The organism is Nostoc sp. ChiQUE01b, assembly GCF_034531255.1.
In the GTDB taxonomy this organism is placed as follows: domain Bacteria; phylum Cyanobacteriota; class Cyanobacteriia; order Cyanobacteriales; family Nostocaceae; genus Nostoc.
The window spans coordinates 1-21,270 of record NZ_JAVRBM010000118.1; the positions used below are offsets into that span (position 1 = coordinate 1).

21 protein-coding genes and 1 pseudogene are annotated in these 21,270 nt (G+C 42.6%); 9 read left to right on the top strand and 13 right to left on the bottom strand.

What is annotated here, in order from left to right:
• Positions 1 to 814 precede the first annotated feature (814 nt).
• The 3 genes from RMY63_RS38110 to RMY63_RS38120 all read right to left on the bottom strand — a co-directional run bounded on the left by RMY63_RS38110 (position 815) and on the right by RMY63_RS38120 (position 1,935).
• Positions 815 to 1,228, bottom strand: a complete 414-nt coding sequence (locus RMY63_RS38110; RefSeq protein ID WP_322733647.1) for a nitroreductase family protein — start codon at positions 1,226 to 1,228, stop codon at positions 815 to 817.
• A 103-nt stretch (positions 1,229 to 1,331) separates the two neighbouring features.
• Positions 1,332 to 1,634: a 2OG-Fe(II) oxygenase gene (locus RMY63_RS38115; protein ID WP_322733648.1), complete on the bottom strand. Its 303-nt coding sequence runs from the start codon at positions 1,632 to 1,634 to the stop codon at positions 1,332 to 1,334.
• A 10-nt stretch (positions 1,635 to 1,644) separates the two neighbouring features.
• Positions 1,645 to 1,935: a hypothetical protein gene (locus RMY63_RS38120; protein ID WP_322733649.1), complete on the bottom strand. Its 291-nt coding sequence runs from the start codon at positions 1,933 to 1,935 to the stop codon at positions 1,645 to 1,647.
• 851 nt (positions 1,936 to 2,786) lie between these two features.
• Here RMY63_RS38120 and RMY63_RS38125 point away from each other — a divergent pair.
• From RMY63_RS38125 to RMY63_RS38135, 3 genes and pseudogenes are all read left to right on the top strand, one after another.
• Positions 2,787 to 3,464, top strand: coding sequence for a hypothetical protein (locus RMY63_RS38125; protein ID WP_322733650.1), 678 nt, complete (start codon positions 2,787 to 2,789; stop codon positions 3,462 to 3,464).
• Positions 3,465 to 3,642: 178 nt separating this feature from the next.
• Positions 3,643 to 3,852, top strand: coding sequence for a TOBE domain-containing protein (locus RMY63_RS38130; protein WP_094331792.1), 210 nt, complete (start codon positions 3,643 to 3,645; stop codon positions 3,850 to 3,852).
• A gap of 53 nt (positions 3,853 to 3,905) precedes the next feature.
• Positions 3,906 to 4,037 (top strand): annotated as a pseudogene (locus RMY63_RS38135) (IS630 family transposase); the annotation flags it as partial.
• Between the two features lie 536 nt (positions 4,038 to 4,573).
• Here RMY63_RS38135 and RMY63_RS38140 read toward each other — a convergent pair.
• Complete coding sequence (locus tag RMY63_RS38140) at positions 4,574 to 4,783, bottom strand: molybdopterin-binding protein (protein WP_322733651.1); 210 nt, start codon at positions 4,781 to 4,783, stop codon at positions 4,574 to 4,576.
• 313 nt (positions 4,784 to 5,096) lie between these two features.
• Here RMY63_RS38140 and RMY63_RS38145 point away from each other — a divergent pair, with 313 nt between their 5' ends.
• Positions 5,097 to 5,240 (top strand): hypothetical protein, encoded by a 144-nt coding sequence (locus RMY63_RS38145; protein ID WP_322733652.1) that lies wholly within the window; start codon positions 5,097 to 5,099, stop codon positions 5,238 to 5,240.
• Positions 5,241 to 5,343: 103 nt separating this feature from the next.
• On the opposite strand, the gene RMY63_RS38150 is transcribed toward RMY63_RS38145, so the two are convergent.
• Complete coding sequence (locus RMY63_RS38150; protein WP_322733653.1) at positions 5,344 to 5,868, bottom strand: hypothetical protein; 525 nt, start codon at positions 5,866 to 5,868, stop codon at positions 5,344 to 5,346.
• A 134-nt stretch (positions 5,869 to 6,002) separates the two neighbouring features.
• Between RMY63_RS38150 and fbp the strand changes: the two genes are divergently transcribed.
• From fbp to opcA, 4 genes are all read left to right on the top strand, one after another.
• Complete coding sequence (gene fbp, locus RMY63_RS38155) at positions 6,003 to 7,052, top strand: class 1 fructose-bisphosphatase (protein WP_292782937.1); 1,050 nt, start codon at positions 6,003 to 6,005, stop codon at positions 7,050 to 7,052.
• Between the two features lie 294 nt (positions 7,053 to 7,346).
• Entirely contained in the window at positions 7,347 to 8,492 is a 1,146-nt protein-coding gene (gene tal, locus RMY63_RS38160; RefSeq protein ID WP_322733654.1) for a transaldolase, read from the top strand.
• Positions 8,493 to 8,739: 247 nt separating this feature from the next.
• The gene (gene zwf, locus RMY63_RS38165; RefSeq protein WP_322733655.1) at positions 8,740 to 10,269 is read left to right on the top strand and encodes a glucose-6-phosphate dehydrogenase; all 1,530 of its coding nucleotides are present in this window, start codon (positions 8,740 to 8,742) and stop codon (positions 10,267 to 10,269) included.
• A 131-nt stretch (positions 10,270 to 10,400) separates the two neighbouring features.
• A complete protein-coding gene (opcA, locus tag RMY63_RS38170) occupies positions 10,401 to 11,783 on the top strand; it encodes a glucose-6-phosphate dehydrogenase assembly protein OpcA (RefSeq protein WP_322733656.1) in 1,383 nt (460 codons plus the stop codon).
• Positions 11,784 to 11,932: 149 nt separating this feature from the next.
• Here opcA and RMY63_RS38175 read toward each other — a convergent pair whose 3' ends face one another.
• The gene (locus RMY63_RS38175; RefSeq protein WP_322733657.1) at positions 11,933 to 12,259 is read right to left on the bottom strand and encodes a hypothetical protein; all 327 of its coding nucleotides are present in this window, start codon (positions 12,257 to 12,259) and stop codon (positions 11,933 to 11,935) included.
• Positions 12,260 to 12,720: 461 nt separating this feature from the next.
• On the bottom strand, positions 12,721 to 13,356 hold the full coding sequence (locus RMY63_RS38180; protein WP_416212585.1) for a glutathione S-transferase family protein: 636 nt from the start codon (positions 13,354 to 13,356) through the stop codon (positions 12,721 to 12,723).
• A gap of 235 nt (positions 13,357 to 13,591) precedes the next feature.
• On the opposite strand from RMY63_RS38180, the gene RMY63_RS38185 reads away from it, so the two are divergent.
• Positions 13,592 to 15,025, top strand: coding sequence for a cobyrinate a,c-diamide synthase (locus RMY63_RS38185; RefSeq protein WP_322733659.1), 1,434 nt, complete (start codon positions 13,592 to 13,594; stop codon positions 15,023 to 15,025).
• On the opposite strand, the gene RMY63_RS38190 is transcribed toward RMY63_RS38185, so the two are convergent.
• The 6 genes from RMY63_RS38190 to RMY63_RS38215 form a co-directional block, all read right to left on the bottom strand.
• The gene (locus tag RMY63_RS38190; protein WP_322733660.1) at positions 15,022 to 15,150 is read right to left on the bottom strand and encodes a hypothetical protein; all 129 of its coding nucleotides are present in this window, start codon (positions 15,148 to 15,150) and stop codon (positions 15,022 to 15,024) included. The two genes, RMY63_RS38185 and RMY63_RS38190, sit on opposite strands and share 4 nt — an antisense overlap.
• A 54-nt stretch (positions 15,151 to 15,204) precedes the next feature.
• Entirely contained in the window at positions 15,205 to 15,924 is a 720-nt protein-coding gene (locus RMY63_RS38195; RefSeq protein ID WP_322733661.1) for a peptidase E, read from the bottom strand.
• Positions 15,925 to 16,135: 211 nt separating this feature from the next.
• Positions 16,136 to 16,558, bottom strand: a complete 423-nt coding sequence (locus tag RMY63_RS38200; RefSeq protein ID WP_322733662.1) for a TerB family tellurite resistance protein — start codon at positions 16,556 to 16,558, stop codon at positions 16,136 to 16,138.
• A gap of 57 nt (positions 16,559 to 16,615) precedes the next feature.
• Positions 16,616 to 18,070 carry a 16S rRNA (cytosine(967)-C(5))-methyltransferase gene (locus RMY63_RS38205; RefSeq protein WP_322733663.1) on the bottom strand — a complete coding sequence of 485 codons (1,455 nt, stop codon included), beginning with the start codon at positions 18,068 to 18,070 and terminating at the stop codon, positions 16,616 to 16,618.
• 91 nt (positions 18,071 to 18,161) lie between these two features.
• Entirely contained in the window at positions 18,162 to 19,613 is a 1,452-nt protein-coding gene (locus RMY63_RS38210; RefSeq protein ID WP_322733664.1) for a glycoside hydrolase 100 family protein, read from the bottom strand.
• A gap of 760 nt (positions 19,614 to 20,373) precedes the next feature.
• On the bottom strand, positions 20,374 to 21,075 hold the full coding sequence (locus tag RMY63_RS38215) for a hypothetical protein (RefSeq protein ID WP_322733665.1): 702 nt from the start codon (positions 21,073 to 21,075) through the stop codon (positions 20,374 to 20,376).
• Positions 21,076 to 21,270 lie beyond the last annotated feature (195 nt).

A 21,270-nucleotide genomic window follows, 5' to 3' on the forward strand; every position in this document is an offset into this window, starting at 1 on the left:
AGTTCATAGTCCGTGAGAATTTCTTTTAATACTTCATAGTCTGAAGAGTTTTTTTACTTGTTCAGCTTGCGGCTCAAATTCTGATTAAATAGTAGCTTCAAGCGTCACCTACCGTTCGCGTTCGGGCATCCTACGGCAGGCGTTGGCAAAGCCATCGCTTTTGTGTTTAATAAAAGCAAATTTGCTAAGTTCCTATATTACTGGAGTTTAGACTAGTTCGTGGTGCGAAACTCAGAAAGCTCATTCTATAAAGCCTAAAAACCTTGGTTTTAGTTCCTAGAAACATCTTAAATCCGTATCCTCATTTTTTGAAAATTTAGTTTTGCACCGGAAACTAGACTAGAGAAGAGCGATCGTTATGGGTGGCTAGGCAGTAGCAGTGCAAAAAAAAAAGGGATGCCAGTAAGAAAAAGCACCCCAGCAACGGAAGATGAGGTCTTTGGTAGATAGATTATTCAAGGTTTCAAGCAGGAGAATTGCGAATCTATTTTAGGACTTACGCACTGAAAACGTAAAACTAGGGTTTGATATTGCAAAGCGATCGCAGCACTCGCAATGACATAATTTTGTTACAGTGCGTAAGTTCTATATCTATCTTTTAGGCTTACACACCGAAATCATCTTTTGAGACTGGGTGTAGGGTTTTGAGTCTTTAAGCCTCAGAAGCTTTGGTGCAGACATCAAAAGTTCTTACCAATTTGAGATTTGAGATTTGAGATTATTTCTGTTCATACCCCACCGCACTTTTACTGCGCCAATGTGGTGGAACCAATCCAAAATCCAAAATTTAAAATCCAAAATCGTTTGACTCCTTTTATAGCAATTTGAAGCCGAAGTTGTTGAGAGTCTCACGCAAGTACTTGCACCCTTTTAAGTAGTCTAAAGTGGCGATCTGCTCGGCTGAGTGTTGCGACCAATCACCAGCGGCATTCATTTTTTGTTCAGTGTAGAACTCTTTCATGATATCGTTAGCCAGCTTGCATAATTCTGCTTTGCGTTCTCGATCTTCAATCGCTACCACACTCCAGGTTTGCATATTAGCTGAACTAGGAGCAGATTGAGCAGCTGCAACTAGCCATTCTAGAGTTCCTGGTGGTAAAGGATCGGATAGATAAGACCGAACTGAACGGTGAGCTAGTAGTGTTTCTAGAGAGTCGTTCCAGTCAATTTCATAATTGAATGGAATCTCACCGTAGCGCGATCGCAGTAGTTCTGTAGGATTAGTCATAGTCCTTTTTTACGATTTCAAAGGAATTACCAACGACGAAAAGGAAGAACTAGAAAACAGGAGGCTGATTTTCTGACAAAAGTAGAGAGAAAATCCTTGATTGCTACGCAGCTAGCTGGGTTTCTCTAAAATCTGCAAGGCGATCGCTCCGAAAAAAAGCAACTCGTAAAGCTAGCCGACACTCAGATGCAGGACAAGTAAGCGGGGTTATAGTATGCCAAGAATTGTCAGAACGCGCGATCGCAACTGAGGAATCGCTCAGAGGTAGAATATCTTCAAAGGCAGATTCCGGGTGAGAGTCTTTAAGAATTCGCAAACAGCCTCCCCAGTCTACAGACCATTGTTGATTGAAAAATAGCAGATGGGTTAAAACTTTGTTCGGCTCGTCTGTATGAGGGTGATGCAAATGTCTTGAGTTATAACCGACGAAATCCAATATCCATTACACAGTCTTTTAGTTCCAACCCAGACATTTCGGCTATTGCTGCGCGGTAAGAATCTGTCCACAGTTCTTCTATCAACTGTCGCCAGACTTTGCTGAGGTGTCTTAAGTCATAAGTAAGTCTGCCTTGTGCCATCCGTTCTCGCCAGCGATTATCGCTAGATTTGAGCATCAAGGAAATATCCTCGCTAGTGGCAAGCATTAAAGAAATTGTCGAGGGACAAGATTCATAAGCTATTATGCCTCCACACTTGCTTTCTTTCATCGTGAAAAAAGCATAAGGCAAACAAACACATTCCCCGCGCTATGCAAGAAGTTGCTCAGATTTTGAGAGCAAATACCTATGTTGCGTAGGCGTAGCCCGTCGTAGACATTGCGATCGCTTCTCTATGAGAGGCTGCGCCAACGATCCCGATCTGCATAGCTTGCTTAAAAGGAGGTAAAAGCGGTACTAGAGTCGATACTACTGGGAGGTCACGAGTATCACATTATTAAGCCTGTGAATTGTAGCGATCGCTACTGCATCCAATTATTTTGGTAAAAATTGTAGAGTCCTCCAAAAAATAATCTTGAATACCCTCTCTGAAACAGTTTTGATCTTTAACCGCACAACTACACCCTGCCCCATAACTTGGACAGTTTTCCAATTTATGATGAATCTCAGTTAAAAACAGTTTATTAGCTTGATAGTTACTTACTTATAAGGCAAATAACCACAGCAATTTTCCATACAATATTAAGCTTCACTATTTCAAAAAGAAATAAAAATTAATTTGATTAGCGTTTAGTTACCATATTATTTGGTAATTTACTCCATAAGTTGGTATTATCTTCAGTACATACATAAATACATCCATTTTGAAAACGCAAATTTCAGAAGAAGTTTGCGGATAACTTTGTCTTGTGATTCATTAGTTTTTAATAACTCATATTGAAAACTAGCAATTTTGTATTGTCTGGTAAGGAGTTGAACGATTTGAAGTATTTTTCTCTAACAAAGTTTCTTCTCAACTTGCTCAGTTTTGGCGATAACGATACTAATTTTTGGTGAGCGAAAAGCTTTGAGTAAAACTATCTAACTTTTTCAATATTCAATAGTAAACGGAGAAAGATTTTATGCGCTTTACCCGCAAGATACCCATTGCGTCTTTAATACTATCAATACTGGTTTTATGGCAACCTACTTTAGCTGACTCAAGGAGTAATCTTTCCTGGAATCGAGAAGAAAAAATATCATCTCTCTGGAATCAAAATAACTGTCCTGGAGGTTCTTCGCAAAGTTTTCGCTTGGGTGGAGAACTCAATAATCCAACTACTTATAACTTGCAAAAGCTGAGAAATTTGCGAGATGCTTTAAAAACCCAAAAGCCAGCATTAGTTACTGAAATTACTGTGAGCTTTCAAACCGGCTCAGGCCCACGAACAGAAACATACTATGGAGTCCCCCTATGGGAATTGATTAATAATCCAAAAGCCGGAGGTGGTCTAAAACCTGGAAATTCTGGGGTAAATAGTAAAAATTCTTTTCTGAGGCAATATGTTCTAGTTGACGCCACAGATTGCTATGGTGCAGTTGTAGCTATTGGTGAAATTCAACCTAACTTTGAAGGGAAAACGGTGTTAGTTGCATTTGCAAAAAAAGGTAGTGATGGTAAAATCGTCCCTTTAACAGATGAAGGATTTGCTCGTTTAGTAGTTCCAGGTGACAAAGCTGGAGGTCGTTACGTTAGTAATGTGACAAATATCCTCATATTATCTGCTCCTGCTTCTCCTTTGAAACCAAAATATTTCTGAAAACCCGTCTGATTAAAGATGCCTAGAAGGGAGAGTTCATTTTCTAATACCAGTTTGATATTTAAGTTCTTCTGTAAGGCAGAAGATAGCATCCCACTAATTGAAGATAATCTAATAATCTGATAGTTGTTAGTATTACTCAGTTAAGAATTATCTTAGAACTAGGGAGTATCAAAATATGGAAGTTAGTGCTCGTAATTCCTTAAAAGGAACTATTAAGGAAATTCACCCAGGAGCAGTCAACTCTGAGGTCATATTAGAAATTGTGCCTGGGGTGGAAGTAACTGCAATTATTACCAAAGAGTCGGTAGAGCATCTCCAACTTCAAGAGGGAAAACAAGCGATCGCTGTGATTAAAGCGTCAGATGTCATAATTGCTACAGAATAGCTTGAAATGAGTAGATAAGTCGTGGCGATCCGCTTATAGAGCGATCGCTATTTGGTAGAAGTGGAATTGGCGATCGCCGCCTTTCAAATCAAGGTGCAAAGCCGTTAATCTCCGACATACATCAAGCACAGCTATGGCAAGCTTTACAAGAAAACGCGCCAGATGGAGGACTCTGGAATGGGCGACTTGATGATTTGGAGGAAATTTTATTTCATCGCTGTCAATCTTTGCTTCAACAACAAGATTTGATTCAAGGGTTAACTGGTTTTCACTGGTGGATTAAAATCGGGGTTTAATCGTAAGTGATTTACCGAACATGATATGAAATAAGCCCCACAGCAAAGCGTGGGGCCTTTGAAGTATTATTACTTTCTGGGAGGATATACAGCAATGGCTGATGCAGGAATCAGTACGCATCTATAACTGCTGCCTTTAGGTTGGGATTTATCCTTTTTTATGGTGCGCGATACGACTTGGCGATTCTCAAAGAATACTTGGAACAATCACCAGTACAGCAGTTTATCGCTATCTTGGGACATTGAAAGCGTGCGATCGCAATCCTATGTAGACATTTGGTAGTGTGGCTAATAAACTAAATAGCTTTGGTTTAGCTTATCTACAACATATTATTGATAGGACAGTTGTACCAACAACTTACCTATGCGATCGCGTTACAGAGAGCTGTTTGATAACCCCCCTTAGTAGAATCCCAACAATTATTCTAGTCTACGGCAATCATTACATCTGATGATTTAATTATGGCGTGGACTTCTTTACCTTCAGTAAGTTTGAGATTTTCTGCTGATGATTTGGTAATAATTGCAGTCACCTCTACCCCTGATGCTACTTGTATTGTTACTTCAGTATTTACAGAGCCAACGACGACGTTTTTTACAGTTCCTTTGAGAGCATTACGAGCGCTAACTTGCATTTTATCACTCCTACTGTCTTTTTGTTTACACATAGATAATAACAAATAATTAAATTAATCTGTAGCGCTACTGACAGAAAATATATAATTTTTTCCTACCCATTAATATATAAAATATAGACAAATAATTTGGTATTTATATCTTTTTAAACCAAGTTGTTTGGTAATAAAAGTACTATAAAGTAGTTGTAGTTAATCCAACCATTTTTCAGACTGTCATCTGACACACGTAAAAGAAGTTCTTGGTGCTACTTCATTTTGTAACATTAATTTTTGGGAAATTTTTTATACAACAAAAAAGGCAAACAGATAAATGAAAGACCGCAGACATCACAACAACAAAGGTAAGCAGCAAATTCGTTCCCACAAAACCTTAAAACAAGTGCAGCGTATAGCTCAACGCTTAGGAATTCCTTTTAGTTTTTTAAAATTGGCTAAAAAGCGTGACAAAGGTTGATATCAATTTGTTTATTAATCTTGGTACTAAAAAGTAAATTATGTATTATAAGTTATTAAATATTTCGGTTTTATTACTAATACATTTGGTAAAAACAATTTAGTCAGTATCGGCAGCAGTTGTTGGTAACAGTCAGGTCGTTTTCTGGTAGCCTTCCGGTTTCCACGCCGGTTAAGACGTACTGCCACAGGCTGATCTGGCATAGGGATGAACCACTAGCTTTCTCAACCAAACCATCCCCAGAGGGGCGGTAAAAATCCTGACTTAGTAGAGATGTACTCTTGGTGTGCACCACTTCTGGGAATTGCCAAGCTAGAAGCTGTCTAGCATAATTCACAATTGGCGATTGCACCCGGTTAAGGTGTTCGAGTTGCTGACACAGATCCCGGAGTTCATCGATGATTTGGGGGCGGTGCATGAGGAAATACCTCGTAGAAATGGTAAAAACCTCTTTTTGAGAGCCAGTTGCTTCTCCCTTCTCTACGAGACGCTCCGCGAAGGCGCTAGCCTCTCCCTTTGGGAGAAGGGGAGACGCGCAAGGGACAAGTCGGGCATTGCCCGCCCAACGCACTGGTTCCTTTTGACTTCCGCCTTGCGGTACTAGGCTCTGGGTGCAGGGGGTCAGCAAAAATTCATTTCTTTAGTTTATCTAAAGTCGCATCTAACTTATCAAATTACCTTTCTAAGATAGAAGCAGCAACTATAAGTTGCTATAGATGACTAAAACCCAATTAACAGCTAGTGGCTGCGGAGAACATAAAAATGGCTAAAGCGCCAGAATCTTTAGACTTATCTACCTACGATGCTACAGACAGAGCTTTAGATCGTGACTGTACAACCTTATCCCGTCACGTCCTCCAACAACTTCAGAGTTTTTCGCCAGATGCACAAGATTTAAGTGCGCTAATGAATCGCATTGCCCTGGCCGGGAAACTGGTTGCTCGTCGCATGAGTCGCGCCGGTTTAATGGAAGGCGTTCTGGGATTTACTGGAGAAGTGAATGTCCAAGGCGAATCGGTCAAAAAGATGGATGTTTATGCCAATGATGTATTTATCTCAGTGTTTAAGCAAAGCGGCTTAGTCTGTCGCCTCGCGTCTGAGGAAATGGAAAATCCCTACTACATTCCTGAAAATTGCCCGATTGGCCGCTATACCCTGCTGTATGACCCAATTGATGGCTCATCCAACACTGATAATAATCTCAGCTTAGGTTCCATTTTCGCCATTCGCCAGCAAGAAGGAACTGATAGCGATGGTAAAGCAACTGACCTGCTCACTAATGGACGTAAGCAACTCGCTGCCGGATACATCCTGTATGGGCCCTGCACAATGCTGGTTTATACTATAGGTAAGGGGGTTCATTCCTTTGTCCTTGATCCCAGCTTAGGAGAGTTTATTCTCACAGAAGAAAATATTCGCATTCCTAACCACGGTTCTGTTTACAGTGTGAACGAAGGAAACTTCTGGCAGTGGGAAGAATCGATTCGAGAATACATTCGTTACGTTCATCGCACAGAAGGCTACAGCGCTCGTTATAGCGGCGCAATGGTAAGCGACATCCATAGAATTTTAGTTCAAGGCGGCGTGTTTCTCTACCCAGGCACAATTCAAAACCCAGAAGGAAAATTGCGCTTGCTTTATGAAACTGCTCCTCTCGCCTTTTTGATTGAGCAAGCAGGTGGCCGTGCTACTACAGGACTGGTAAATATCTTAGATGTAGTGCCAAAAAAACTGCATCAGCGCACGCCTTTAATTATTGGTAGCAAAGAGGATGTCGCAAAGGTGGAGTCTTTTATTCAAAACGGACACTAGAAGACAATTCGTAATTCGTAATTACTGTTACGTAAGGGTTTTAGAGGTTTTATAAGAGTGACTTAATTTTCTCTGTGCTGTACTCTCATCTGGCATTAATTAAAAGTTAATCATGGTGATTTAGGATTGGGAATGCAAAATAGCACATCTTGAAGATGTATTAAAGATTATCTCAGCTGGCCGATGCAATCAGTGATTGGCAAAGCCACAATTCAAAAGTAAGCATCAAATTTTGATGGGTTTTGCCAACTTACTTAGAAATATCACTATACAGGAGTGAAACAAATTAGAGCTATGTCTACTAATCATCTACTAGAAATTAACCAATACGGTCAAAGTATCTGGATGGATAATTTGAGCCGTGACATTATTCAATCAGGGGAACTCAAAGAACTGGTTGCAAATCAAGGAATTTCTGGGATTACCTCTAACCCAGCGATCTTTGAAAAAGCGATCGCTGGTAACGTTATTTATGATGCCGATATCGAAGCCGGAGTTCGAGCTAACTTACCCATAGACAAAATTTACGAATCCCTGGTTTTTGCAGATATCCGTAATGCCTGTGATATTTTACGCCCTGTTTATGAAGCCTCGAATAGACTAGATGGTTATGTGAGTATTGAAGTACCGCCAAGCATTGCCCATGATACTGAAGCAACCATAACCGAAGCCCGACGCTATTTCCAAGAAATTGGTCGGGAAAATCTGATGATTAAAATTCCTGGTACAGAACCTGGTTTACCAGCAGTGGAACAGGTAATAGCCGAAGGGATGAATGTTAATATTACGCTGCTGTTTTCTGTAGAAAGCTACATCAACACAGCAATGGCTTATATTCGAGGCTTAGAAAAACGGGTGGCTGAAGGTAAGGACATCAGTAAAATTGCTTCAGTCGCTAGCTTCTTCCTCAGCCGGATCGATAGCAACATTGATGGCAAGATTGATGCTAAGTTGAAAAAAGGCGTTGATGATATTGCCGTGGAAGCAAAGCTAAGAGCTGTTAAAGGAAAAGTAGCGATCGCTAACGCTAAGATTGCGTATCAAGAATACAAGAAAATCATTAGAAGCGAGCGTTGGCAAGATTTGGCAGCAAAAGGGGCGACAGTACAACGGCTACTTTGGGCTAGCACCAGCACCAAAGACCCCAACTACAAAGACGTAATGTATATCGAAGAGTTGATTGGCCGTGATACCGTCAACACCGTACCACCAGCGACGATTAAAGCTTGTGCCGATCATTGTAACGTAGGCGATCGCTTAGAAACAGATTTAGATAATGCTTACACGCTGATCGAAAACCTCAAAGATCCCGACATCAACATCGATATCGATAACGTAATGGATGAACTGTTAGTCGATGGTATTGACAAGTTTATCCAGCCCTTCCAGTCCTTGATGAACTCTTTAGAAGACAAGATCAAGGTATTGTCACCAGTGTAGGGACTGGGTATTGGGGACAAGGGGACAAGGGGACAAGGCGACAAGGGGGACAGGGGGGCAGGGAGATGAGGGAGATAGGGGGACAAGGGGACAAGGGGCTAAACAAAACTCTTAACTCTTAACTTTTAACTCTTAACTCCTAACTCAGCACTCAGCACTCAGCACTCCTAATGCCCCATGCCCCATGCCCCATGCCCAATACCCAGTCCCCAATCTCAAAACCCAAAATCCAAAATCCAAAATTGTTATGGTTAGTCTGCTAGAAAATCCCTTGCGCGTTGGTCTGCAACAACAAGGGATGCCCGAACCCCAGATTATAGTCATTTTTGGCGCTTCTGGCGATCTCACCTGGCGCAAACTAGTGCCAGCACTTTACAAATTGCGGCGAGAACGGCGTATTCCACCAGAAACAACCATTGTCGGTGTGGCACGTCGAGAATGGAGCCATGAGTACTTCCGTGAACAAATGCAAAAGGGCATGGAAGAAGCACATCCTGATGTCGATTTAGGAGAACTCTGGCAAGATTTCTCTCAAGGTCTGTTCTACAGTCCTGGGGATATAGACAACCCCGAAGGCTACCAGAAACTGAAAAACTTATTGACTGAATTAGACGAAAAACGGGGCACGCGAGGAAATCGCATGTTCTACCTCTCGGTTGCCCCCTCATTCTTTCCGGAAGCGATTAAGCAGTTAGGAAGCGCCGGGATGCTAGAAGATCCCTACAAACATCGTCTAGTAATTGAAAAACCCTTTGGTCGAGACCTGGCTTCTGCCCAGAGTCTTAACCAGGTGGTACAGAAATTTTGTAAAGAAAACCAAGTATACCGCATTGACCACTACTTGGGTAAAGAAACAGTCCAGAACTTGCTGGTGTTTCGCTTTGCCAATGCAATTTTTGAGCCGTTGTGGAATCGTCAATTTGTTGACCACGTGCAAATTACCGTAGCAGAAACCGTGGGAGTGGAAGACCGGGCTGGTTACTATGAAAGCGCCGGCGCACTACGGGATATGTTGCAAAATCACCTCATGCAACTTTACTGCCTAACGGCAATGGAAGCACCCAACGCAATGGATGCCGACAGCATCCGCACAGAAAAAGTGAAGGCACTCCAAGCTACTCGTTTAGCTGATGTTCACAATCTGTCGCGGTCAGCAGTACGCGGTCAGTATAGTGCTGGTTGGATGAAGGGTCAAGCAGTACCAGGGTATCGAACAGAACCAGGCGTTGCTCCCAACTCCACCACACCGACCTATGTCGCCATGAAGTTTTTGGTAGATAACTGGCGCTGGAAAGGCGTTCCTTTCTACTTGCGTACCGGGAAGCGGATGCCGAAAAAAGTTAGTGAGATTTCCATTCACTTCCGCGAAGTTCCGTCTCGGATGTTCCAATCTGCTGCCCAACAGACAAACGCCAATATTTTGACGATGCGGATTCAGCCGAATGAAGGTATTTCCCTGCGTTTTGATGTGAAAATGCCGGGGGCAGAATTCCGTACTCGTTCCGTTGACATGGACTTTAGTTATGGTTCCTTTGGCATCCAAGCAACATCTGATGCTTACGATCGCTTATTCCTTGATTGTATGATGGGCGATCAAACATTGTTCACCCGCGCGGATGAAGTAGAAGCTGCTTGGCAGGTAGTAACACCAGCCCTTTCCGTTTGGGATGCACCCGCCGACGCAAATACTATTCCCCAGTATGAAGCTGGAACCTGGGAACCAACAGAAGCAGAATTCTTAATTAACCAGGATGGTCGTCGCTGGCGCAGACTGTAAATATTAGTCATTAGTCATTAGTCATTGGTCAGTAGAGACGCGATTAATCGCGTCTGTACAATGGTTATTAGTGAATGACAGATGACAAATGACAAAATCCAAAATCCAAAATCCAAAATCCAAAATTTCCTATGGCTCCCCAAGCTTCTACAATTTTTTCACTTCAGACGCCAAAAGATATTTCGCTTAACGAAATAGATACGGAACTGAATCAAATTTGGCAAAGTTACGGTATTACTGGCGAGGACGGTGGACTTCCTGCTGCTACTCGGGCCACTACATTTACCTTAGTGGTTTATGAACCGGAAGAAACTCAGTATCTTTTGGCTACATTGGGATTTTACAACGGCCCGCTTGACGGGATTTTAGGGCCTCAGATGGTAGCTGCCTTGCGGCAAGTGCAGACAAAATATGCCCTGCCAGATACTGGAACAGCAACACCTGAAACTCTGGCTATCTTGAGAGAAGAATTCATCAAACGTCAAGGAAACGGGGCTACGGGAGACAATGGTTCTATTGAACTTCCCAGCTTAAGCTTAAATGCCCCAAGCCCTAGAATTGCCGACGAAATTGCCCTCCGCAACCCCTGCCGCATCATCGCGCTATTTCCCATTACTGGCGAAGATAAAGGGGTCAAAGCTCAAGTTTCTGCCTATTGCCCGATCCAAAAGCAATCGTCAAGTACACTAATTTGCTGCGAATACATCACTCTCAGTGGTACTGCTGCTGCCCTGGAACGCATCGGTGGTATGCTTCCAGCATTGTTGATTGGTGGCTTACCAAAGTTTCTCTGGTGGAAAGCAACACCAGACCCCAATAACAGTCTATTCAAGCGGTTGGCAGCCGTCTGCAATAATGTGATTGTGGATTCTTGCCGCTTTAACGAGCCAGAAAGTGACTTACTCCGCCTCCAAGAATTAGTGGAAAGTGGGGTTCCCCTGGCTGACCTCAACTGGCGTCGCCTCTCAGCATGGCAAGAATTGACAGCTGAAGCTTACGACTCACCTCATCGTCGGGCTGCCCTTCGGGAAGTTGACCGAGTAACTATTGATTACGAAAAAGGCAACCCCGCACAAGCACTGCTGTTTTTGGGTTGGTTGGCAAGTCGTCTAGGATGGCAGCCAGTTTCGTATCAAAAGGAAACCGGAGATTATGACATCACTCGCATTAACTTTATTGCCCAAGACCAACGGCAAGTAGAAACTGAATTAGCGGGCGTTCCCCTTGCTGATGTGGGTGAGATTGCTGGCGACTTAATTGCTTTACGCCTCAGTTCGACCAATCCGCAGGCAGACTGTGGTACAGTGATTTGCTCGGAAACTGGTGGTTGTATGCGGATGGAAACCCACGGCGGTGCTCAATCTGCTGGTCTGTTTCAACAGGTGACTTCACTTTCAGAACAAAAGGCAGAAGCATTGCTGAGTCAGCAGGTACAACGCTGGGGTCGTGAGTCACTTTTTGAAGAAAGTCTGGGAGTGACAGCGAATATTTTCAAATTGGAAACAAATAGTTAGTTTCGCTTGGAAACCATAAAATTTACCAAAATTGCGAAAACCAACTACAAGCCCTTCAGATTTTTGGATATTTCAATAATCTGAAGGGTTTTTCTATTTAAGTTAAGTCAGTAGTTTGAATAAGTAATATAGGACTCAATACGGTTCAGTTAAGGAAATTTATCCGTTGAGGCAGGCAGGGGGAGCAGGGGATGCAGGGGAAGCAGGGGGAGAAAAAAAAGCTTATCTGAACCGTATTGCATAAGTTCTGGAACTGCTCCCATAAGTTCTGGAACTGCTCCCATAAGTTCTGGAACCGCTCCCATAAGTCCTGGAGCTGCTCCCATAAGTTCTGGAGCTGCTCCCATAAGTTCTGGAGCTGCTCCCATAAGTTCTGGAGCAGCTCCCATAAGTTCTGGAACCGCTCCCATAAGTCCTGGAACCGCTCCCATAAGTTCTGGAACCGCTTCGATAATTTGTGAAGCTGCTCCCGTCACGAGGTAGACCGCTACAGTTGCAATATTTCTCTCGTTCTCTCGTTTATCTCGTTCCCAGTCGGAGACTGGGAATGGCTGATTATATCAAGTTCGGGTGATTACTTATTAAACCCCAACAACCCCACCCCTTAATCCCCTCCCCGCAGGCGGGGAGGGGAGACAAAGCGTAGCTTTGGCGGGGTGGGGTGCAATGACACAAGGAATGATAACTAATTATCCGAACTTGATATTAGGGGCTGCTGCCTCCAGTCAGACGTTGAGTCAGAGACTCAATGAATGCATTCCCATACGGAGTATGGGAACGAGGAAAGGCTTATTGAGCTAGGTTTTTAGAACTTGTGTGTACACTGTAGCCTTGATAAGGAAAGATTAAGGGGGGGTCAGAAGGACTTGTGTGTACACCGTAGCCTAAGCTTGGGAGAAAGATTTAGGGTGAAAGCTCATTGATTCATGCAAGAAGTCTATTGAAAGGATACCTCGTATTTACCTCCACGCTCTAGGGCGAGTTGGTAAGCAGGTCTTCCATGAATGCGCTCGACAAATTCTTTGAGCTTTGGCCAGTTCTTGACCTCTTCGGGGCGGGTAGCGACTACTTCCAGGGGAAAGCTCATTTGGATATCAGCGGCGGTAAATTCATTGCCCGTAAACCACGTATTTTTACGGAGTTCGTCTTCTATGTAGTCAAAGTTAAGTTTGATCTGGGGTGCGACGAATCCGCTAACCACGCTGCTGTCACCTGCCCCGAAATTGTTCAATACCAGCCGCATCACCAGCAGTGGCATTGCAGAGCCTTCGGCGTAATGTAGCCAATACTTATAGCGCAGATACTCTGGCGTACCGGATGCTGGGACTAGCCGACCATTACCATAGCGATCGACTAGGTATTCGATAATTGCACCCGACTCAGCGATCGTCAAGTCTGCATCTGTGATTACTGGTGATTTGCCGAGGGGATGAACTTGGCGCAGCGACTCCGGTGCCATCATCGTCTTTGGATCGCGTTCATAGAATTTGATCTCGTATTCGATACCTAATTCCTCAAGCAGCCACAACACACGCTGCGATCGCGAGTTGTTAAGATGATGCACAATTATCATAAAACGTTCCTCTTCTGGTAGCTGATTGCTATCTGACTCTTGGCTAATTTCCAACTATACTATTAGACTTTTTCAGCCTAACTCTCCTAATTGGCTGGTTTTCTTGTTTCTAATTGGTATAAGTTTGAGTTAGTCGGTTGGAGAAACTGGTGCATCTGCTTTTGCAAAAAGTGACGATAGACACACAGCCAAGAATCGAAATAGTTGCTGCATAAAAACCTAATTTATTTCATTTATGGCTTTAGTCATTGCTGGGGAACGTAGTGGGGTGGGTAAGACAACAGTCACGCTCACCCTTTTAGCATCTTTACGCCGTCGCGATCGCCTGGTGCAATCTTTTAAGGTAGGGCCAGACTACATCGATCCGATGTTTCATCAATATGTAACTGGTCGTGCTTGTCGCAATTTAGACCCCGTGTTGACTTCTGAAGCCTACATTCAGCAATGTTTTGCTCGTTATAGTCAACTGAGTGAATATGCCCTCGTGGAAGGGGTGATGGGGTTGTTTGATGGAGTTTCGTCATTAGTCATTAGTCATTTGTCATTTGCAAAGGACAAAGGACAAAGGATAAATGACAAAGGACAAATTACTGACTTTGCGAGTACGGCACACATCTCACGGCTGTTAGATTTGCCTGTGGTGTTGGTGATAGATTGCAGTCGTTTATCTGGTTCTGTAGCTGCGATCGCTCACGGCTATCGATCTTTTGATCCCCGAATTAAAATAGCTGGGGTAGTATTAAATCGTGTTGGGAGCGATCGCCATCTCTCTCTGCTCAAAGATTCCCTAGAACCTTTACAATTACCCATTCTTGGTGTACTGCGCCGTCAAGATAACATCACAATTCCCGATCGCCATTTGGGTTTAGTACCCACAGCCGAACTTCCCGAACTCAACGCTTTAATCGATCGCCTCGCCGATTTAGGAGATACTTGCTTCGACTGGCAACGCTTATTACCTTTGTTAAAATCAGAACCCCTTTCTTTTTCTACTTCATCCTCCTTATCTTCCTCATTTCCAGTTAGGATTGCAGTAGCCCGCGATCGCGCATTTAATTTTTACTACCAAGACAATCTCGATTTGCTGCAACAGCTTGGTGCAGAATTGGTTTTCTGGAGTCCCTTAGAAGATGCTGACATACCAAAAGATATCCAGGGAATGTATTTTGGCGGTGGTTTCCCAGAAGTTTTTGCCCAGCAACTCTCAGAAAATTCTAGCGTTTGTGATGCAGTGAAAACGGCAATACTTAAAGGAATGCCTACAGTTGCTGAATGCGGAGGATTGATGTACTTGTGTGAGCAAATTATCGATTTTGAAGGTAAATCTTGGTCAATGGCGGGAGTACTACCAACATCTGCCGTGATGGGTGGACGTTTAACTTTAGGCTATCGTCGTGCAGTCGCTTTGCAAGATAATTTGTTAGTTAAGGCAAATACAACTGTTTACGGACATGAGTTTCATCGTTCCCATTTAACCTTAACTCCCACTCAGCCCCTATTTGAAACTTCTCGCTACGATTGTGAAGAAAATATGGGATGCGAAGGATGGGGTTTACCTGCAAATATTTATGCTTCTTATGTTCATCTACATTGGGGAGAAAGTAGAGAAATTCCCCAGCAGTTTCTTAAAGAATGTCTAAAAGTAGCATCTTTAGGAACGTGTATTTAAGCCAATACGGTTGCTGCATCGTTGTAGCGTTTATCTGCGGTAACAGGCATTGTAGCAATGATAAGATATCGAGCATGTACATTACCCTCAATCGGGTATAATCCGCACCAATAGGATATGCTCATGTTGCGGCTTGCCTAATTGTCTACACTCATTTCTAGGACTGGCTTTGTGCGTAATTATGAAGGATTTCCCAAGTAAATAGGGTGCAAAACAGTTTCTTCAACAGAATCACCACATTTCTCGACTCGATAAGCTTTAGCGTCAGCGCGAGAACTGACAATTTTCTCCAAACGATGATTCACAAAATGCAAGCCTACACCATCATCTGCTGCATATCCATCACTCAAGACACCTTCTTGAACAAATCGATGATAAGCAGGTCTTCGATGCGGGTCATTGTAGTGAGGAGAATGGCTACCTTTAAGAAATCCAAAACATTTTAATGAGGACATCTGACCCGGCAGATAATCACTTACACCTTCTTCAAACCAACACAGTGATCCTGCGCTCACACCACAAACAAGCGTACCCTTCTCCCAGGCTTGTTTGATAATTTGGTCAAGTTCATAGGCTTGCCACAGGACAATCAAGTTCTTCGTGTTTCCTCCACCGACATAAATGATGTCCTGCTCCAACACAAAAGACCGCAGATCAGTTGTGGGTGGGTTAAATAAAGACAGATGGCATGGAGTGCAGGAAAACTTCATGAAGGCAGCATAGAACCGGACAATGTAAGAATCGCGATCTCCTCCGGCAGTTGGAACAAAGCATACTCGTGGTTTTTCTTTTTTAACTAATTCCAAAATGTATTGGTCTAACAGTAGATTTTCCGGTTCCATTGAGAAGCCACCACCACCTATCGCCACGATTTGTTTGAGTGGAAGATCCTTAGTCATGAGATTACCCTACCAAATGTTCAACGTGTATGATACACGCTAATAACATTTAGGTCGTATTCATCCCCTTTCTACAGGTGTTGAACCCTCGTAAATTGACAATGGTATTGCTAAAGAGGTGCGGATATTTCTGAGAGCATGGGGACAAAGAGATACAAAAAGGCAGTGAGATAATTCACCGCCTCCTCTTGGATAAATTTATAACTCCATGTTAGTTTTGGACTTCAACCCAACGGCGGTAAAGCTTTTGAATTTGTTTGAGAAGCGCAGTAGGAGCTGGTTGAGTTGACTCATTGGGCTTCGCTATGTCCTGCAATTGCGTCAGGAGTCTGGCTTCTTCGACGGCAACTTCACCATCGCTATAAATTAAGCCACTGATGGCTTCAATCAGATTTTCACAATCTTCAAGACTGGGGCGATCGCCTAAATATTCCCGCACCCAGTCATAGCATTCTTTTGGCTGTACAGGAACTAATTCGTACAGCCAAGGCTTAATTTCTGGGTCGTTAGCTAAACCTTTGGCTTGAGCTATTTCGCGGAGATATTGCCGTTCTTCTGGCTGGATTCTGCCATCGATCCAGGCTGCTCCAATCAGGATTTTAACTAAATTTTTCACATTGTCAGGGGGAACCATTGCTGCCTCCTCTGGTAGATTCAGACCTCTACCAAATCGTACAATCCCAAACAGTATTCACTCGCAATTATTGGTTTTTCTTAAGCGCACCATAAAAAAACCATCCATGTCCTGCCGATGGGGCCAAAGTTTAAACCAACCTTGAGGTGTACTATCGGTAGAATCAGGTAACTCAACGCCGCTGGGAGACTCGATTTGCCAATCAGGTGACTCAGCTAAAAACGCCGAAATTACTTCTTCATTTTCCACTGGATGCAATGTACAGGTGGCATAAACTAGTACACCACCAGGTTTGACAAAAGTTGATGTATGTGTTATTAATTCTTGTTGCAGCACCGAAAGTTCTCGGACAGATGCTGGTGTCTGTCGCCAACGCGCATCAGCATGACGGTGCATAGTTCCCAAACCAGAACATGGAGCATCAAGTAATACACGGTCTGCGGTGTTTTGAAATTGGTTGAGGTGGCGACTGTCGCCAGTGTAAATTTGAATAGATTGTAAATTTAGCCGTTGAGAATTTTCTTGGAGTTTGCGAAGACGAGAGGGAGTGCGATCGCAAGCCCAAATTTTACCTTTATCCCTCATTAACTCGGCGATGTGGGTTGTTTTCCCTCCTGGTGCAGCACAGGCATCAATTACCACCTCACCTGGTTGGGGGTCGAGCAAATGACCTACCAATTGAGCGCTAGCATCTTGTACAGTCCACCAACCTTCTTTAAAACCCGGTAGTTTTTGAATTGACCCAGTATTACCAATAAATCGTAAAGCTTGAGGTAAATAAGGAATGCGTCTTACCAAAACACCAGCAGATTGCAAAGCCGCCTCAACTTCCTCAACGGAAGTGCGAAGTAGGTTGATGCGTAAGTCAATGGTTGGTGATTGGTTCATCCATTTACACAGTTTTTCTGTATCAGTCAAACCCAATTGTTCTAACCAAACTTGAATAATCCAGTCAGGAAAACTGTGTAAAATACCCAAGCGTTCCACTGGGTTTTCTGGAAGTTGTAACGGATCGGTGTGGGGAGATGAGGAGGATGAGGGGGATGAGGAAGAAAGACTTTCCCCTCTGCTCCTCTCCTCCCCTGCTCCCCCTGCTCCCTCATCTCCCCCTGCCCCCCCATCTCCCCCTGCTTTTCTAAGATACTGGCGTAATAGACCGTTAACAAAACCTGTGAGTCCAGAAAAACCGTTTTCTTTAGCGAGTTGGACTGTGGTATTAACAGCAGCTGAGGCGGGAATACGCTCTTGATAACGCAGTTGGTAAAAGCCCAAATGTATGATGGTGCGGAGGTCTTGTGGTTGTTGATGAGATTTCTTTTTAGCGAGTTGATCGATGAGAGTATCGAGGGTGCGTTGCCTTCTGACGCTCCCATAAACCAATTCTGTCACTAAGCGGCGATCGCAATCAGGCAAACTGACTTTTTGCAACACTCTATCTAAAGCAACATCAGCATAGGCCCCTTTATGAACATCTCGTAGGGCGATAAAAGCTAATTGACGGGGGTTTGTCATGAAAACACGATTCAGGAGTCAAGAGGCTTTTGTATTCTAACTCCCAACTCCTGTACAGACGCGATTAATCGCGTCTCTCCAAACTTCCCTATCAAGACATATAGGGATCTACACTAGCAATTTCTAACTCACACGCTCTAGAAACCTGTTCTGCTGGTAATTTTCCAAAGCTGATTAATGGTAAAGAAGTGGGGTTTGCCATCAGTTCTTTTGCTAATAAGAACCCAGTAATTGTCCAAGTTTGATATTTCCTAGCTTGTTTCCCAATCAGTCGCCCTTTTTTTCCATCGTAATATTCTGGCCATTCATCTGTACTAAGCCGTCCTTGGGCAGTTTCAATCGCCTTTTGTGCAAGATTTGTTCTATTAGTTTTTACAGCCGCCGCCGCCAACATCCACATTAAAACTGGCCAACTACCAGCATTATGATACGACCAAGGGATATTTTTGGGGTCACATCCAGTCACAATTCTGTATTCTTCATGTTCCAAAGCTGGAAAACAAATTTTCATTGGCATATCTCCCACCAAGTCGTCCCATCGTTCCTCAATCAGAGTTATAATCGCTTGTGACTGTTCTTCGGTGGCTAAGTCGGAAATGATTGCCATTAAGTTTCCGAGTGAAAAGAAGCGAGTATCTAGCTGCGATGGCCCAACATTTCCTGCTAGATAACCACCTTTTTTGGGCAACCACTTATCTAATTCATAATAGGGAACAGAATCTATATATATGTTGAACAGATTAACAGCAGCCTTGCCATATTCTTCACTTTTGAAGCGATAAATTGCATTCAGACGATTAATATCTATCCAATAATGCTGGCGAATATGAGCACATAAAAGAGGTAAACGGTTATCAATGGCTTCAACAATATCAGAATTACCTTGACAAATTAGCAGTTCACGAGATGCACGCAATGCCGTGTAAAAGAGGACTTGCAATTCTAGAGGATGCCCATAAATGCCCATACGACGGTCAATCATACAAGCGCCATCTGGAACTAACAGCGTTGGATACATATCAAAACGATTCGCCAAGCAGATTTCCATGATTAACCTGATACCATTTTGGAATTCAGGTTGATAGGCGAGAGAAAAATCTTCTGTGGCGACTACATAAGCACGCAACAAAATAATCCACCATAAGCAAGAATCTACAGGTGTCACTCTAGCGATCGCATGTTCGCCAAAGTCTGCTTCTAAATATTCTTGCCCATTATCTGATACCACTTTAAAGCTAGCTGGTATTAATCCTCGTCCTGGCTTATAGGCATCTAATGCTTTTTCTTTAGGTTGTAACTTTAAGGTTTCTTCTAAGAAATTACGAACAATATCGGTTCTACCTTTAATCAGAAAAATTAAAGCAGAAGAAACAAAATCCCGGACAAAGCACTGATCGTAATTGAGCGCCTCTACAGAGGCATCATAAGCGGCTACTGTCCCAACAGGGCGACCTTGATAATAGAGAATTGATTTTTCTAGTGCTAGCCATGCTTCTTCCACTTCTTCTAAATTCTCAGTAGTTTCCAATTCGTTTAGGTGCATTGCCAGAATAACTCCATAAGGATTGTGAATTTGTGCTAGAGGTGTCTTTATTTATTCTTTTTGCTATTCTCAGCATAACAAAAATGATTCTTTGAATAGCAAAGATAATTGGCTAAAAAACAATTAATTAACTAACAATAAAGTTTCTGACATTTATGCAACTTTATTGTTAGTTAATTGCTTGCTATCTATTACTATTTTGGTGAATTATAGTTGTTGTTCTCCACCGCAAGTAGTAAGATAATTCCTAAAAACAGTCACATAAGATATATTTTTAGATTATTTCTTGTTCCGTTGTCTGTCCAGAATCTTTGCTTTACCAAACAAAAACATATCTTCAGTGCTGTTTAGGAGTTGTGTGAAGTTAAAACTAGTTGCAGTGTATTTACTTGAGCAGGATTAGTTTTTGACACTAATTAAGTCAGATTATTCCCCTATTATCTAATAATTTATAACGTTTTTTCAGAAGATGCAAGATTAATTTTCAAAATTCTTAATATGTCTATACTCCTCAAGGGTTAATATCTTAACTCTGCTGACAGATAAAACAGGGCGTTTATGGGAGTATGGTCAAAAATAATCAAGAGTGCTGGGTCGAAAGACTGCCCATAAGGGACAGGACATGTACCATGTACACAAGTACTGAGTATTAGCAAAGTGATGTTTATGACTGTTCTCCCGAAGCAGCCTTAAACACTTGTTCAGCAGTTAGATTTAGTTCTCTTAAAGGTTGAGAGAATATTTGGACTGTACTATAGTTTTATCCTGGCTTGTTTTCTGCTGCTAATTGATGAATCTGTTGCGTATACCAGATAATTTCAAGCATACCTTGTTGATCCAGATTGTTACTCTGTGTTATTTGGGGTTCTAGCGTAATACCGCTAGTTCGATTGTTGAGAAGTTCAATTGGCAGGTCTGGTGCAACTGCAAGCGCTCGTGCTAAACCAATCACATCTACGCTTCCTTCCTCAATTGCTTGTGTCATTGCATTGGCTGAACAAAAACCACCAGTCAACATAATTGGTATAGAAATTGAAGAGCGAACTTTGCTGGCGTATTCTAAAAAATAAGCTTCGCGTTGGCGTGTACTTTCTTTTTGAGCAATATCTGTCTCTCCCATCATTGCTAGCTTCTCATAAGTTCCACCGGATATTTCTATCAAATCAACACCAACTTGTTCTAAAACTTGGACAACATTCATAGATTCTTCTTCAGTAAAACCACCTCTTTGAAAATCAGCGGAGTTGAGTTTCACACTAATAGGAAAATTTTGACCAAGAGAATTACGTATTCCTTGATATACTTCTAAAAGGAAACGCATTCGATTTTCGGATGTTCCTCCCCAGTCATCTATACGTTGATTAGAAAGCGGTGATAAAAATTGGTTAATTAGATATCCATGAGCAGCATGGATTTGTACACCAGTAAAACCAGCTTTTTTCGCAATTTTTGCTGTACAAATGTAACATTAAATTAGATGTTTAATTTCCGCTTCAGTTAATGCTCTGGGTTGAGCAAATTCTTGGTTAGAAAGTTGTAATGGAATTGATGATGGTGCTACAGGCTGTGGTGATAAATAAATTGGTGATTGCCGTCCTGGCTGATTAACCCTCTTTTATCACTCTCGACAAAGTATAATTAGGAGCGATCGCAAAAA

Excerpts from the sequence above, each read along its gene's own strand:
- RMY63_RS38110 (WP_322733647.1), bottom strand. The coding sequence starts at position 1,228 with ATGACTAATCCTACAGAACTACTGCGATCGCGCTACGGTGAGATTCCA.
- RMY63_RS38120 (WP_322733649.1), bottom strand. The coding sequence starts at position 1,935 with ATGAAAGAAAGCAAGTGTGGAGGCATAATAGCTTATGAATCTTGTCCC.
- RMY63_RS38125 (WP_322733650.1), top strand. The coding sequence starts at position 2,787 with ATGCGCTTTACCCGCAAGATACCCATTGCGTCTTTAATACTATCAATA.
- RMY63_RS38130 (WP_094331792.1), top strand. The coding sequence starts at position 3,643 with ATGGAAGTTAGTGCTCGTAATTCCTTAAAAGGAACTATTAAGGAAATT.
- RMY63_RS38140 (WP_322733651.1), bottom strand. The coding sequence starts at position 4,783 with ATGCAAGTTAGCGCTCGTAATGCTCTCAAAGGAACTGTAAAAAACGTC.
- RMY63_RS38145 (WP_322733652.1), top strand. The coding sequence starts at position 5,097 with ATGAAAGACCGCAGACATCACAACAACAAAGGTAAGCAGCAAATTCGT.
- fbp (WP_292782937.1), top strand. The coding sequence starts at position 6,003 with ATGGCTAAAGCGCCAGAATCTTTAGACTTATCTACCTACGATGCTACA.
- tal (WP_322733654.1), top strand. The coding sequence starts at position 7,347 with ATGTCTACTAATCATCTACTAGAAATTAACCAATACGGTCAAAGTATC.
- zwf (WP_322733655.1), top strand. The coding sequence starts at position 8,740 with ATGGTTAGTCTGCTAGAAAATCCCTTGCGCGTTGGTCTGCAACAACAA.
- opcA (WP_322733656.1), top strand. The coding sequence starts at position 10,401 with ATGGCTCCCCAAGCTTCTACAATTTTTTCACTTCAGACGCCAAAAGAT.
- RMY63_RS38180 (WP_416212585.1), bottom strand. The coding sequence starts at position 13,356 with ATGATAATTGTGCATCATCTTAACAACTCGCGATCGCAGCGTGTGTTG.
- RMY63_RS38185 (WP_322733659.1), top strand. The coding sequence starts at position 13,592 with ATGGCTTTAGTCATTGCTGGGGAACGTAGTGGGGTGGGTAAGACAACA.
- RMY63_RS38190 (WP_322733660.1), bottom strand. The coding sequence starts at position 15,150 with ATGAGCATATCCTATTGGTGCGGATTATACCCGATTGAGGGTAATGTA.
- RMY63_RS38195 (WP_322733661.1), bottom strand. The coding sequence starts at position 15,924 with ATGACTAAGGATCTTCCACTCAAACAAATCGTGGCGATAGGTGGTGGT.
- RMY63_RS38200 (WP_322733662.1), bottom strand. The coding sequence starts at position 16,558 with ATGGTTCCCCCTGACAATGTGAAAAATTTAGTTAAAATCCTGATTGGA.
- RMY63_RS38205 (WP_322733663.1), bottom strand. The coding sequence starts at position 18,070 with ATGACAAACCCCCGTCAATTAGCTTTTATCGCCCTACGAGATGTTCAT.
- RMY63_RS38210 (WP_322733664.1), bottom strand. The coding sequence starts at position 19,613 with ATGCACCTAAACGAATTGGAAACTACTGAGAATTTAGAAGAAGTGGAA.